This is a genomic window from Jiangella asiatica (assembly GCF_004349065.1).
Classification (GTDB): domain Bacteria; phylum Actinomycetota; class Actinomycetes; order Jiangellales; family Jiangellaceae; genus Jiangella; species Jiangella asiatica.
Genome location: NZ_SMKZ01000029.1, coordinates 27040 through 40975, shown reverse-complemented (window position 1 = coordinate 40975; position 13936 = coordinate 27040). Strand labels below are relative to the sequence as shown.

Genomic DNA, 13936 nt, shown 5'->3' with positions numbered 1-13936 from the left:
CATGCGCCGACGAACGCTGATTCCCCTGTGCTTGGTCCCGGCGGCCTCGCTCGGCCTGGTCGCATGCGGTAGCGCCGTGCCAGAGGGCCAGGAAGGTGACAGCGGCGACGGCGGCGAGGTCACGGTGACCGTCATGTCCAACTTCACCTCCGACGTCGCCCGCGGCCAGGTGCTGGACGAGCTGATCGCCAAGTTCAACGAGGACCACGAGGGTGAGTACCAGGTCGAGTCCGCCGCCGAGCCGGACTGGCCGACCCTGCAGCAGAAGATCCGGTCGATGATCTCGGCGGGCGACCCACCAGACGTCTTCCTCTACAACTACAACCCCAACGACCGTAGCCGGGAGGAATCCGGCGCGCTGATGGACTGGAGCCGTTACCTCGACGAGGACCCGGAATGGAAGGCGCGCTTCTCCCCGGCCAACCTGGACGCGATCGCCCTGGACGGCGCGATTCCCGGCATTCCCGGTGACCAGGCTCCCGCACTCGTCTATTACCACAGCGACCTGCTCGAACAGGCTGGGCACGACTCGTTCCCCGCGACCTGGGACGACTTCTTCACCGTGGCGGAGACGCTGAAGTCCGAGGGAGTTGCCGGCCTGGCGATGATGACAGCCGACGACGCCTGGCACACCATGAACGCGTTCAGCTACCTGGCCACCGCCGCGGGCGGCCGCGATGCCTACGCACCGGGCGAATCCCTCGACAGCGACGCCATCCGCAGGGCCGCCGAGGACACTCGGCGGCTGCTCGAGCTCTCGACGCCGGACGCCGTGGGCGGCAACTACGCGGTCAGCTCACGCAACTTCCTGGCCAAGCAGGCTCTCGCGGTGATCGACGGGCCGTGGCTGATCAGCTCGATCCAGTCCGACGTCGAGGACCCGTGCACCGTCCAGGTGGCGCCCGCGCCGACCGCGGGAGACGGTGCCGTCGAGCCCGGCTATACCGTCACCGACTCGCTGAACGTCTGGGGCGCGGCTGAGCAGGCCGACGAGGAGAAGACCGAAGCCGTCGTGGCATGGATGAAGTACTTCACGTCGAACGACAGCGCGGTCCGGATGGCTGTCGACGGCGAGTACCCGCTCGCGGTGCAGACCGAGCTCGGCCCGGAGGACGCAGAGCGCGCATCGTGCCAGATGAGGCAGGTCCTCGAGATCGCCAACGCCGCGCCCGCCAGCGTCGTGCAGATGGGCCGCGAGATCACCAGTGGGGCACAAGCGCAGCTGCCGTCGCTGCTGGAGTCGCTCGCCCTGGGACAGCGCGGCCCTGATGAGTTCGCGGCCGGGCTCCAGCAGGCGAACCAGGAATGACCTCCGCCCTGGTCCCGGCCCGGGCGATGACGGCGCCGCCCGGCCGCAAGGAGCGCAGAGGCGGGCGAGACGTGGCCGACCGGTGGCGCATCGCGCTGTACCTCCTGCCCGCTTTAGCACTCGTCGTGCTGTTCCTGGCCATCCCGCTCGCGGTGGTGTTCGGCATGAGCACCACCGAATGGGCCGGCGTGGGCGTGCCCGAGTGGGTCGCGTTCGACAACTTCACCCGTCTCGCCGAGGACCCGGCCTTCCGTACGGCGCTCGTCAACACACTGATCTGGGTGGCGGCTGGCACGCTTGTGCACACGCCGCTGTGCGTCCTGGTCGCGCTCGTGATCGCCCGCAGACCGCGCGGCTGGCGGTTCTTCCGGACGGTGTTCTTCCTGCCGAACGTCATCTCGGCCACCGCGCTGGCGATGCTGTGGTACTTCGTCTTTCACGTCAGCCTGGGACTGCTGAACTCCGCCCTGTCCGCGATCGGCCTGGAGTCCTGGGTTCGGCCGTGGCTGTTCGATCCTTCCACGGCGCTCTCGGCCACGATGGCCCCCTGGGTGGTCTACATCGGCTTCGGGATGGTCCTGCTCCTCACCCAGATTTCCACCATCCCGAAGGAGCTCTACGAGGCCGCTGAGCTGGACGGGGCCTCGACACTGCGGCAGGACCTGTCCATCACCATCCCCTTGATCCGCCGGGCGATCGCCCTTCAAGTGCTCTTCGTCGTCGGCTACGCGCTGCGCAGCTTCGAGTATCCGTTCATCATGACCAGTGGTGGACCGGCTGACTCGTCGATGACGCTGTCGCTGTACATCCACCGCCAGATGATGACGGCGAACCAGTACGGACTGTCCATGGCGGCTGGCGTGGTCACACTGGTCGTCGGCACCGTGCTCACCCTGGCGGTCTTCGCGGCGTTGCGGCGGACGGAGCGATGACCATGGCCGGCAAGATGTTCCGCTGGGTCGTCCTCGGCGTCTTCACCCTGATCACGCTGCTGCCCCTGCTGTGGCTCGTGATGTCGTCGTTCAAGAGCGACGCCGAGCTGTTCGGCAGTCCGTTCGCGCCGCCGGAGTCGTGGTCGTTCCGGAACTACAGTGAGGCGCTTCGGGAACACCCGTTGCTGGTGTTCCTGCGCAACAGCGCCGTGGTCGCCGTCCTGGCGACGGCATTGATTCTGATCGCCTCGCTGATGGCGTCTTACTCCCTGATGCACCGCTTCCGGCTCAGCCGGATGACGTTCGGGTTCCTCCTGTTCGGAATCTTGCTACCGGTGAACGCGCTGATGACGCCGATTTTCTTCACCGTCAACAAGCTCGGCCTCTACAACACGACCATCGGTCTCGCGCTGGTGTACGCCGGGTTGTTCTTCCCGTTGGGCTTCCTCATCGTGAAGACCTACATGGACACGACGCCGATGGAGATCATCGAGGCGGCTCGGGTCGACGGGGCCAGCTTCCATGCGATCTTCCGCCGCGTGGTCGTGCCGTTGTCCATGCCCGGGGCGGCAACGGCGGGGATCTTCCTCGTGATCACCGCCTGGAACGAACTGCTGTTCGCGTCGATCCTCACGCAGGACGAGGCGTCTCAGACGGTACAGGTGGGCATGCGGTACTTCCTGACCACTTACGCCGCCGACTATCCGCTGGCGTTCGCCGCGACCGTGGTCTCCATCGCCCCGACCGTCGTGATCTACATGATCCTCAGCGAGCGCATCGTCGCCGCGATGACCGCTGGAAGCGTGAAATGAACACCCAGGAGGCGCTGTGTCCCGTCACCCAGTCAAGGACCACGCCGGGGGCCGACCGGTCGTGCCCAGATCAGGACCACTGCGTCCGCTCGGTCTGGGCGAGGTGCGGATCACCGGTGGATTCTGGGCTCGGCGGCAGCGTACGAATGCTGAGGCGACCCTTCCACACATCGCCTATTGGCTCGAGCGCTCCGGCTGGATCGCGAACTTCGACCCGGATCGGTTGAACGGCGCGGGCGACGGGTCCGGCCACGCCGGAAGGGAGTTCGCAGACTCCGAAATCTACAAGTTCATGGAGGCCGCCGCCTGGGAGGTCGCACGGTCCGGCGACCCGGCGCTGGACGCCCGCCTGACCGCACTCGCGGACCGCGTCGCGGCCGCACAGGACGACGACGGCTACCTCAACACCGCTTTCGGCCACCCGGGCCGGCCACCCCGCTACAGCGACCTGGAGTGGGGCCACGAACTGTACTGCTACGGTCATCTCCTTCAGGCCGCGGTCGCGCGGGCACGAACCCATGGCGGGGACCGGCTGTTCGAGGTCGCTCGCCGGGTGGCCGACCACGTCTGCCGGACCTTCGGGCCTGCCGGTATCGCTGGACTATGCGGTCATCCGGTCATCGAGACCGGCCTGGCCGAATTCGCCCGGGTCACCGATGAGCAACGCTATCTCGACCAGGCGGCCCTGTTCGTGGAGCGCCGCGGACATGCCCGGCTCGCCGACATCGAGTACGGCCGCGCCTACTACCAGGACGACGTCCCGGTACGGTCCGCCACCGTGTTGCGCGGCCACGCCGTCCGGGCGTTGTACCTCGCCTCCGGCGCCGTCGACGTGGCCACGGAAACCGGAGACACCGATCTCCTCCGGGCCGTCGCCACCCAATGGCAGACGACGGTGGCCCGCCGCACCTATCTCACCGGAGGAATGGGAGCCCATCACCAGGACGAGTCGTTCGGCGACGACTTCGTGCTGCCGCCCGACCGGGCCTATTCGGAGACCTGCGCCGGCGTCGGCTCGGTCATGCTCAGCTGGCGGCTGCTGCTGGCTTCCGGTGATCCCAAGTACGCCGACCTCATCGAGCGGGCTCTGTACAACGTCATCGCGGCGTCGCCTGCACTGGACGGGCGGTCGTTCTTCTACGCGAACACACTGCACCAGCGGCGGCCTGTGCCGGGGCCCGACGCAGGTACGCCCAGCCGGCGCGCGGCCGCCGGTTCGCGGGCGCCCTGGTACGAAGTGGCATGCTGCCCGCCCAACGTCGCGCGCACACTTGCCAGCCTCGCCGCCTACGTGGCAACAGCTGACGACGAAGGTGTTCAGCTGCACCAGTACATCACCGGAGGCGTGGCCACGCAGCTGCCGGACGGGCGGCGCGTCGCATTCGAAGTGGGCTCCGACTACCCGTACGACGGCACAGTGGTGATCCACGTCGTGGGTCACGAGCAGCGGCCTTGGACGCTTTCCCTTCGCATCCCCGCGTGGGCCGACGGCGCACGCGTCATCTTTCGTGGCGAACAGCGGGCGGTCGTGCCCGGAGTCGCCGCGATCACGGAGTCCTTCCGGCCCGGCGAGGAGATCCGGCTGACGCTGCCAGTCGCCGCCCGCCTCACCGCGGCGGATCCGCGCATCGACGCGGTGCGCGGATGTGTCGCGGTCGAACACGGTCCTCTCGTACTGTGCGCCGAGTCGGCCGACCTCCCCGACGGCGTCGAGCTGGACGCGATTCGCGTGGACATCGACCCCGGCGCGTCCGACATCACGCCGGGTGCCATCGAGACCGACGCCGTCGCCGTTGTGCGAGCACACAGAACGGCACCGGCGGATCGCCCGTGGCCATACCCACAGCCGGTGGGCACGAACACGCACGCATCGGAAGCCGACTCGGCCGTTGAGCTGCCGCTGATCCCGTACCACGCCTGGGCGAACCGCGGTCCATCATCCATGCGAGTGTGGCTTCCGACGTGATGCCAGGCTCTGTGTGTCAGGTGTGCGTGAGGCGCCGCCGTCACGCGACGGCGCCGAGCATCCGGACCGCCTCCACACGGTTCGGTGCCAGCCGCAGCTCGTCGGCGAGGCCGGCGAGCAGGTGCTCGGCGAGGGACTGCAGCAGCTCCAGGTGGCTGGCGTCGTCTGGCGATCCGAACGCCAGCACGAGGTCGACGGGGTCGTTCTGGTCGTGGCCGAACTCGACCGGCCGGCTCAGCACCGCCGCGGACAGGCACAGCTGGACGGCGCCGTCCTCCGGCCGCGCGTGCGCCAGCGCGAGGCCGGGCGCCAGCACCATGTACGGCCCGTGCTCCTCGGCGATCGCCACGCAACGGTCCGGGTACCTGGCCTCCAGGGCGCCGGCCGTGACCAGCGGGGCACAGGCGGCGTGCACGGCGCCGCGCCAGTCCGTGGCCTGGACACCGACCACCGCGTCGAGGATCGGCTCGGTCACTCCAGCCAGCCCTGTGCCCGCAGCGCCTCGTCGAGCTGGCGCCGCAACCCGTCGACGTCCATGAAGTTGGAGATGGCGATGACGACCGGCGCGACCCCGCTCAGCTCGTCGGTGTGCAGCCCCTGGGCGATGGCGACGTCGGCCTTCATCCCGCGGGCGGACGACACGTCGGTGTGCTCCACCTTCGCGTCGACCCCCAGCGACTTCAGCGCCTTCTCGGCGTTCATCTTCAGGATCAGGCTGCTGCCCATGCCCACGCCGCACACCGTCAGGACGGTCAGCGGTCGGTTCGGCGCTGGCGACATCGGTGTCTCACCGCTCTCTCGGCGTCTCGGAATCGGTCTCGGTGCCCGGCTCCGACTCTGCCATGTCCTCGTGCCGGTCGGCGGCATCGCTCCTCTTCAGGCGCTTGAGCAGCCACACCCATACCCCGAAGACGGCTACCACGACGGCGCCGACCAGCAGCACGGCACTGTCGCCGAAGCCGGAGAAGAGCTCGCCCAGGCCGAGCAGCAGCAGGATCATCAGATACCAGTCCGGGTCGGCCAGCGTGGCCAGCTCCGGAGCGGTATCGGAGAGCAGGTTCCAGCCCAGCCACTGGCCGAACGCGAGCGCGACGCCCGTGATCGCCCCGGCCAGCGTCGCGCCCCGCCAGCCGCCGAACGCGTTGCCGTAGACGGCCGCGCCGCCACCGACGAAGAACAGCATGATCATCGGCGGCACCAGGACGAACCAGCCGGCCGCGGCGAAGATGCCCATGAGGATCAGGAAGGTCGCGGTGGTGGAGACGAAGCCGAGCATGACGGCGGTCGGTGCGACCGGGAAGATGGTCGGTGCGTCCAGCGCCGGCCGGGAACCGGGGATCGCCTTCTCGCTGATACCAGTGAACGCCGGCACGATCTCGGCCAGGAACAGGCGCACGCCGTAGAGCAGGATCGCGATGCCGGCGGCGAACCGCAGGGCCGCGATGATCGCCCAGACCCATGGGTTGACGTCCGGGTTGTAGGCGTCCGCCTGCGCCTCGGCCACCTGCGAGTCGGCAAACGCGACGCCGACCACCATGATCAGCCCGATGACGAGCGCCGTCGACACCGTCACGTCCTTGAAGAACGACAGCCGCCGCGGCAGGCGCACCTGCTCGACGTCGTGCCGCTCCGGGTCGCCGACCAGCGGCGCCAGCTTCCCGCCGATCCACGCCACCGACGAGCTGGTGTGCGCGTAGCCCCAGTCGTCGGAGGAGATGACCCGGCGCATCATCGGGGCGATGAACATCGGCTGCACCGTCCAGTAGCAGCCGGCGACGGCCGAGCCCACCAGCACCAGCTGCCACCGTTCGAGGTCGCCGAAGACCTGCACCAGGCTGGCGGTGATGACCAACGCCATCCAGAAGAGGAGATGACCCGTCAGGTAGACGTAACGGGTCTTGAGCACCCGCACCAGCAGCAGGTGCACGACGAAGCCGAGCGTGATGACCAGTGCGACGTCGCTGCCGCGGGCGCCGAGGAACTCGTCGAGGCTGTTGGTCGACTCCGGCGGGTCGAGGCCGACGGCGCTGGCCACGATGGCTTGGAACGACGCCAGCCCGCCAGTGAACACCTCGACGCCGATGAACAGGATGATGATGCCGACCGTGGCCCGCAGGGCACCGCCGACGACGTCCTCGACCGGCTTGCGCTGCAGTATCAAGCCGATGGCCGTGATGATGCCGATGAGGATCGACACCTCGTTGAACAAGTTGGTCGCGATGAACTCGAGTGCGTTCACGGCTGGTCGCTCCCTCGCAGTCGGCTGCGCGGTCTCCCCCCGCTCGCTGTTGTCGGGACAGTACTGGTCCAGACCAATCCCGACAAGCGGCACGCCGAGGTCAACCGGTCGCGAGGTACAGCAGCGCCTTGCCGTAGGCCTCCTCGGCCAGCTCGTCCTCGATGTCGATGCGGTGCCCGGACACCTCGAGGGTTACCCGGTATCCGCCCTCGACCCGGTTCAGCCCGACGAACGTGCCGCCGAGCAGCTCGCGCAGCCGGCTCTCGCCGGGCAGCCAGAGGGCGACGTCCTGCTCCACGCTGTCCAGCGCCCATTCCACGGTCCCGTTGAAGCCGAGCACCCGCCCGGTCGGGAAGTCGTGCACGTCGACCACCATCTGGCTGACCACGAACACGTCGTCGTCCATGCCGCGGTTCGGGATGACGAAGCGGTCGCCGGGTTCGGGGTCCCAGCGCAGGCCGGCTTCGCGCAGCTTCCGGGCGAGTTCGACGGAGATCACCCTTCCATTGTGACCCCCACCGGTTTCAGGCCTTCCTCCCCAGGAAGGCGAGGAGCCGGATCTGCTCGTCGGCGTCGTCGGGCACTGGGACCTCCGGGCCGCAGACGCCGGGCCGGAACCGGACGCCGCTTCCGGGGGTACGGGCGACGAGCGCGACACGCCCATGGCGCCGTCTAGCGAAATCTACGGATCGGCCTAGACGGCGCCATAGAGTCCGATCATGGACCCGGTCCGCAACCCGTACGCCCCCGGCGCCGGTCAGCGCCCACCCGAGCTGGCCGGCCGCGACCGCGAGCTGCAGCAGTTCGACGTCGTGCTCGAGCGCATCGCCCGCGGCCGGCCGGAACGCTCCCTCGTACTGACCGGCCTGCGCGGCGTCGGCAAGACCGTCCTGCTCAACGCGCTGCGCTCCCAAGCCATCGGACGGATGTGGGGCACCGGCAAGATCGAGGCGCGGCCGGACCAGTCGCTGCGCCGACCGCTGGCCAGCGCCCTGCACATGGCTGTGCGCGAGCTGACCCCGCGGCACCGCGACCCCGAGCGAGTGGACGGCTTCCTCGGGGTGCTCAAGGCGTTCGCGCTGCGCTCCACCGGCGACGACACCAAGCTGCGCGATCGCTGGCAGCCCGGCATCGACGTGCCGGCGGCGGCCGGCCGGGCCGACACCGGTGACATCGAGGTGGACCTCGTCGAGCTGCTGGTCGACGCGGCCGGGGTCGCCCGCGACGTCGGGGTCGGCATCGCGCTGTTCGTCGACGAGATGCAGGACATCCCCGCGCCGGACGTGTCGGCGCTCTGCGCGGCCTGCCACGAGCTGTCGCAACAGGGCCTGCCGCTCGTCGTCGTCGGTGCCGGGCTGCCGCACCTGCCGGCCGTGCTGTCTGCGTCGAAGTCCTACTCCGAGCGGCTGTTCCGGTACGTGCGGATCGACCGCCTCGACCGCGGTGCTGCCGACCGGGCGCTGGCCAACCCGGCCGCCGACGAAGGCGTCCGCTTCGAGTCCGCGGCGCTCGACGCCCTGTACGAGGTGACCGAGGGCTACCCGTACTTCGTCCAGGCCTACGGCAAGGTCACCTGGGACAACGCCCCGGCCGACCCCATTGGCGCCGACGACGTGCGGATGGCGGCACCGGAGGCACAGGCCGAGCTGGCCGTCGGGTTCTTCGGCTCACGGTACGAGCGGGCGACCCCGGCCGAGCGCGAGTACCTGCGTGCCATGGCGTCCCTGTCCGACGACACCCACGGCGCGGTCCCCACCTCGGACGTCGCCACCTTCCTGGGCCGCAAGCCGTCGTCGCTGTCACCGGCCCGCGACTCGCTGATCAAGAAGGGCCTGGTGTACTCCGCCGAGCGCGGAACGATCGCCTTCACCGTCCCGCACTTCGGCATCTACCTGCGCCAGCACGCAACCATTTGAAGCCGGGAGCGCACCGCATCGGAGGTTCTAGGGCTCTCTACGCTCAGCGCTAGAGAACCCTAGAACTCACCAGAGACCGTAATCGTCGACGACGACCTGCTCGTCCGGCACGCCCTGGTCGCGCAGCCGCTCCAGGCTGGTGGCCACCATGGACGTCGGGCCGGCGACGTACACACGGTGCTTCCGCCAGTCGCCGTAGGCCGAGACGATGTTGCCCATCAGGTCGGGGCTGCGGTCGGTGGGACCGTCGGGCGAGACGACCGGGACCACCGTCAGCCGCCGGTACCGCACGCCGATGGACTCCAGGTGCGGCAGGGCGTAGAGGTGGTCGCGGTCTCGGCCGGCATAGAACACGTGCACCCGGCGGCCGTCCTGCCGCTGCTCGAGCTCCTGCAGAGTGGCCAGCACCGGGGCGATGCCGGTGCCGCCGGTGATGCACAGCAGGTCGTGCTCGGACCGCGGCGAGGCGACGTCGTGACCCTGCGGCGCTCCGAGGTGCAGGACGTCGCCGGGCTCGGTGCGCCAGACGAGCGCGCTGCTGACCCAGCCCGCACCGACGGTACGGACGTGGAACTCCAGCAGGCCGTCGTCGCGCGGGGCCGATGCCATGGAGTAGGCGCGCCAGATCTTGGGGCGGCGCGGCGTGGTCAGGTAGGTGTACTGGCCCGGGCGGTACGGGTAGTCGGTGTGCGGGCGCACCTGGAGGATCGCGACGTCGTCGAGGATGCGCCGGTGGTAGACGACCTCGGCGTCCCACCACGGCGGCGAGATGACGGCGTCGCGGCGGGCCGCACCCACCATGACCGACGCGATGTGGTCGTAGCCGTCGACCCAAGCCTTCTCGTACCGGGGTGTCCAGCGCTTGCCGAGGGCCCTGCGGATGGCCAGGATCAGCGCGGTGCCGACCGGCGCGTAGTGCTGGTCGATGACGCCGAACTTGCGGTGGTCGCGACCGAGGCCCTCGAGGTACGGCTCCAGGACGTCGCGGTCGTCGGCGCTGCCCACGATGCGCACGATGGCGCCGAGCAGGCGGGAGCGCTGGACCTCCATGCCGGCGCCGAAGAGCTCACGGGTCTCCGGCGCCATCACGAAGAGTTGCGAATAGAAGTCGGTGCCGATCGCGTCCAGGTGCTCCTCGACCAGGCCGAGACTCTCGCGCAGAGCGTCGCCGTCGAGGCCGGTCGTGTTGCGCGGCTGGGGTTCCAGTGCTCGCTCCGGCTCTACCTCGGTTCCAACCCCCGCGTGTGCCCCTGACGCACCGTCGGCCTCCGGCTCGCCATCGTCCACCCGGCCAGCCGGCTCTTGACCCACCTCGTCCGACAGCTGCTCGTTCACTCCGTCGTCGACGACGGGCGACGACGCCGAAGCGCCATTGCGGCGCAACTGCACCGGCTCCGCGCCACGGTCATGACGAGCGGGCTCGAACCACGAGCCACCGTCATGCGCACCGGAGTCGGCAACGGCGCGCGGGTCGACACCGGCGGCGTCGATGACAGCATCGCCCGCCGTTCCCCCGGTTTGATCACCTTCCGCCCCACGTTGTCCCGACGACCGGGAGTGAGTCCACATCGTCATCCTCTCCGCCCCGCTCTAACCTAGCGGTCCGCCCGTCACTTCGGCACGGAAGGAAAAGTCACGGTCGGACATACGTGTGCGATGAGGGCATCGCATACGGTACGCCGCAGCGGCTCTGGGCACCGGGAATCACGCGAATCCGCTGGTGATCAACGGTGCGATGGATCACCGGTCGGACGGCACCCGACGGACGGCGATGATGGAGATCCCGCAAACTGTCATCTCAACATATGGACGCGATCGTGTGACGAATGGTTCACTGTCGGGAGGTTTGACAGAGTCTTGCAGTGGGCACCACTGGATGCGGGTGTGACAGGGGTCTGGTGAAGGGAGAGCAGCCAGTGGGCCGAGTCGTGGCCACGAAGCGTGAGGCACGATCCAACAGCGCTCGCCTCGTGGAGCTGACCGGCGAGGTCAGTAACGTCCCGCACGCCCGTCACCTGGTAGCCGAGGACCTCCGCACCACCAGCGTCTCGCCGGCCGTCGTCGAGAACGCCCTCATCGTCGTCACCGAGCTGGTCACCAACGCCATCCTGCACGCTCAGCCCTTGACCCTCAGCGGCACCCGCGACGGCGTCCTGCTCCAGTGGTCGGTGTTCGGCGAGGACGTCCTCATCGAGGTCACCGACGGCGGCGGCCCTGACCGGCCGCAGATGCGCCAGCCCATGTGGACCGAGGACCAAGGGCGCGGGCTGTCCATCGTCGACGCCATCGCCCGCGAGTGGCGCGTCAGGGCCGAGCCCGGCCGGGTCACCGTCTACGCCATCGTCGGCCCGTGGAACCCGGCCTGACGGCGCCCGCTCACCCCCGTCCGGCTGACACCCGCCCACCGGAACCGGATACGCTCGGTTGTCGTGAGCGCCACTACTGAAGTCCCCGTCGTCGGCCCCCGCGAGCCGTGCCCGTGCGGTTCGGGCAAGCGCTACAAGGTGTGCCACGGCAAGCGTGCCCGCGAGGCCGAGCGGCAGTACGTCGCCCGTCCGTTCGCGGGCCTGCCCGGCGAGTGCGACTGGGTGGCCATGCGCGAGATCGTCTCCTCGGCCACCGCACCGCTCCGGCTCACCGGTGATGCCGCCCATCGCTCCGCCGTCGTCTGCACGCTGCTGCCGGGCGCCCTGCCCGCCCTGGTGCGCGACAACGGCGAGATCCTGCTGGCGCTACAGACCATCAGCTCCACCGGCGACCCGGCGGCCGACCTCGGACACACCCTGGCGCAGGCCCTCGAGGCGGAGCCGGGCAACACCGTGAACCCAGGTCCCCGCCCGGCCGACGCACCGCGGCTGCACGACCTGATCGACTCCGACGCCGAATTCTCCGTCACGGTTCACGAGGGCTTCGACTACTGGTTGGATCCTGAGTCGGACACCGGTTCCGAGGCCCGCGCTGCTTTGGAGGAGGCCAATTCCGCGATCGTTCCCGCGGCCCGCCTTAGCTCGGTCTCCGCCGCCTATTGGTGCAGCCTGGGCGACCGCGACCAGGTCCGGTGGGTCCTCCCGCACGAGGAGGAGCCGCTGTTGGACGGGCTGGCCCGGTTGCACGCCGCCGGCACGGACACATTGGGCGACGGTACCCGGCTGCTCGGCACGTTCCGGGCCAGCGGTTTGCTCGTCCCCGTGTGGGATCTCGTCGACGGCACCACCGCCGACGAGGTGGAGAAACCGGCCGCCACGTTCGCCGAGCGGCTCGACGACGCCGTCGCCGACACCTCGCCGCTCGACCACGACCAGCGCCGTGCGCGGGCGGGCCTGGCCAACCGCCAGGTGACCATCCGCTGACTCCAGGTTGATCTCCGGTCCGCGGCGCGAGAGGCCGCGGGCACGAAAGACCCCGACCGCTCACGACGGGGGAACACGAGCGACCGGGGTCTCTATGCAGACTACCGTGTTCTGGGCGAAGAAGTTCGAATGAATGAGAACTTCTTCATATTCATACCGTTACGGCCAGGTCTCGGCCGGTCTGCGACCTTGTCAGAGTGGGTCGCGCCGAAGCGGGCACGACATGCACCGGGGGCCGCCGCGGCCGGAGCCGAGCTCGCTGCCGGCGATGCGCAGCACCTCGATGCCGGACTCCTCCAGCCGGGCGTTGGTCTCGGTGTTCCGCTCGTACGCGACCGCCAGCCGGGGGCCGACGGCCAGCGTGTTGTTGCCGTCGTCCCACTGTTCGCGCTCGGCGGTCACCGGGTCGAGGCCGGTCTCGATGGTCCGCAGCGCGTCGATGCCCATGGCCCGCGCCGCGACCTCGACGAACGGCGCTGGGTCGTCGTCGATGACGATGTCGCCGTCGGCCCATCGCAGCGCCACTGCCGTCAGCTCGTCGGCGACGTTCGGGTACATGACGACGGAGTCCTCGTCGACCATGGTGCAGACGGTGTCGAGGTGCATGGTGGCGCGGTCCTGGGCGATCGGGACCGCCAGCACGGTGCGCGCCAGGCCGGGACGCAGGATGTTGCGGGCCAGGCGCTCGACGCCGGCCGGAGTGGTCCGCTCGCCGGTGCCCACGGCCACCACCCCGGGCGCCAGCAGCAGGACGTCGCCGCCCTCGAGGTTCTCCAGCTCCGGCCCGTAGACGGTGCCGACGCCGGCGAAGCGCGGGTGGTAGCGGTAGATGGCCGCCGTGAGGCTGGTCTCGCGGCGGCGCGCGGCCATGGCCAGGCTGGTGACGGCGACACGGTCGCCGATCCATACGCTGGAATCGCGGGTGAACAGCAGGTTGGGCAGCGGGTCGATGACGAAGTCGTGCCGCTCCATGAGCCCGTAGGTCAGCCCGCGGCCCGTGCGCAGCTCCTCGTGGGCCAGCCCGGTGATCAGCACCCGCGCGAGGTCGTCGGGATGCAGCCCGGCCAGCTCCGCGCGCAGGACGGCCCGCAGAGTGTCGCCGTGGCGCGGATCGGCCGCCACCGACTCGATGCACGCCTGCCGGGCCTCGTCGATCGCCAGCGTGTCCACCAACAGGTCGCGCAGGTACACGACCTCGACGTCATGGGCGCGCAGGGTGTCGGCGAACGCGTCGTGCTCGTCCTGGGCTCGGTCGACCCAGGGGATGCCGTCGAACAGCAGCTTGTCGTTGTTGCGTGGGGTGAGGCGCTTGAGCTCCGGCCCGGGTCGGTGCAGCAGGACGGAGCGCAGCCGTCCCACCTCGGAGTCGGCGCCGTCGACGGTCGGTCTGGACGCAGTCATCGAGAGCAGAG

Annotated in this window: 13 protein-coding genes; 7 read left to right on the top strand and 6 right to left on the bottom strand. The window is 69.6% G+C overall.

Annotated elements, in window-relative coordinates:
- Position 1 precedes the first annotated feature (1 nt).
- The 4 genes from E1269_RS19325 to E1269_RS19310 are packed head-to-tail and all read left to right on the top strand — an operon-like array spanning position 2 to position 5019.
- Complete coding sequence (locus tag E1269_RS19325; protein WP_131897503.1) at positions 2–1309, top strand: ABC transporter substrate-binding protein; 1308 nt, start codon at positions 2–4, stop codon at positions 1307–1309.
- The gene (locus tag E1269_RS19320) at positions 1306–2241 is read left to right on the top strand and encodes a carbohydrate ABC transporter permease (protein ID WP_203433899.1); all 936 of its coding nucleotides are present in this window, start codon (positions 1306–1308) and stop codon (positions 2239–2241) included. The genes E1269_RS19325 and E1269_RS19320 overlap by 4 nt, the downstream gene beginning before the upstream one ends.
- 2 nt (positions 2242–2243) lie before the next feature.
- Positions 2244–3053 carry a carbohydrate ABC transporter permease gene (locus E1269_RS19315; protein WP_203433898.1) on the top strand — a complete coding sequence of 270 codons (810 nt, stop codon included), beginning with the start codon at positions 2244–2246 and terminating at the stop codon, positions 3051–3053.
- Positions 3054–3069: 16 nt separating this feature from the next.
- Positions 3070–5019 (top strand): glycoside hydrolase family 127 protein, encoded by a 1950-nt coding sequence (locus tag E1269_RS19310; protein WP_131897501.1) that lies wholly within the window; start codon positions 3070–3072, stop codon positions 5017–5019.
- A gap of 40 nt (positions 5020–5059) precedes the next feature.
- Here E1269_RS19310 and E1269_RS19305 read toward each other — a convergent pair whose 3' ends face one another.
- The 4 genes from E1269_RS19305 to E1269_RS19290 form a co-directional block, all read right to left on the bottom strand.
- Entirely contained in the window at positions 5060–5494 is a 435-nt protein-coding gene (locus E1269_RS19305) for a PTS sugar transporter subunit IIA (protein WP_203433897.1), read from the bottom strand.
- Entirely contained in the window at positions 5491–5799 is a 309-nt protein-coding gene (locus tag E1269_RS19300; protein ID WP_131897499.1) for a PTS sugar transporter subunit IIB, read from the bottom strand. The genes E1269_RS19305 and E1269_RS19300 overlap by 4 nt, the downstream gene beginning before the upstream one ends.
- Positions 5800–5806: 7 nt before the next feature.
- The gene (locus E1269_RS19295) at positions 5807–7258 is read right to left on the bottom strand and encodes a PTS ascorbate transporter subunit IIC (protein ID WP_131897497.1); all 1452 of its coding nucleotides are present in this window, start codon (positions 7256–7258) and stop codon (positions 5807–5809) included.
- 100 nt (positions 7259–7358) lie between these two features.
- Positions 7359–7757: a pilus assembly protein CpaE gene (locus E1269_RS19290; protein ID WP_131897495.1), complete on the bottom strand. Its 399-nt coding sequence runs from the start codon at positions 7755–7757 to the stop codon at positions 7359–7361.
- Positions 7758–7977: 220 nt separating this feature from the next.
- On the opposite strand from E1269_RS19290, the gene E1269_RS19280 reads away from it, so the two are divergent.
- On the top strand, positions 7978–9174 hold the full coding sequence (locus E1269_RS19280) for an AAA family ATPase (protein ID WP_131897493.1): 1197 nt from the start codon (positions 7978–7980) through the stop codon (positions 9172–9174).
- Positions 9175–9240: 66 nt separating this feature from the next.
- On the opposite strand, the gene E1269_RS19275 is transcribed toward E1269_RS19280, so the two are convergent.
- On the bottom strand, positions 9241–10563 hold the full coding sequence (locus E1269_RS19275) for a globin domain-containing protein (protein ID WP_131897483.1): 1323 nt from the start codon (positions 10561–10563) through the stop codon (positions 9241–9243).
- Positions 10564–11090: 527 nt separating this feature from the next.
- Between E1269_RS19275 and E1269_RS19270 the strand changes: the two genes are divergently transcribed.
- Together E1269_RS19270 and E1269_RS19265 are read left to right on the top strand one after the other, a co-directional pair.
- Positions 11091–11540, top strand: a complete 450-nt coding sequence (locus E1269_RS19270) for an ATP-binding protein (RefSeq protein ID WP_162606514.1) — start codon at positions 11091–11093, stop codon at positions 11538–11540.
- Between the two features lie 63 nt (positions 11541–11603).
- Entirely contained in the window at positions 11604–12524 is a 921-nt protein-coding gene (locus tag E1269_RS19265; protein WP_203433896.1) for a DUF5926 family protein, read from the top strand.
- A gap of 192 nt (positions 12525–12716) precedes the next feature.
- Here E1269_RS19265 and E1269_RS19260 read toward each other — a convergent pair whose 3' ends face one another.
- On the bottom strand, positions 12717–13925 hold the full coding sequence (locus E1269_RS19260; RefSeq protein WP_131897477.1) for an arginine deiminase: 1209 nt from the start codon (positions 13923–13925) through the stop codon (positions 12717–12719).
- Positions 13926–13936: the final 11 nt, after the last annotated feature.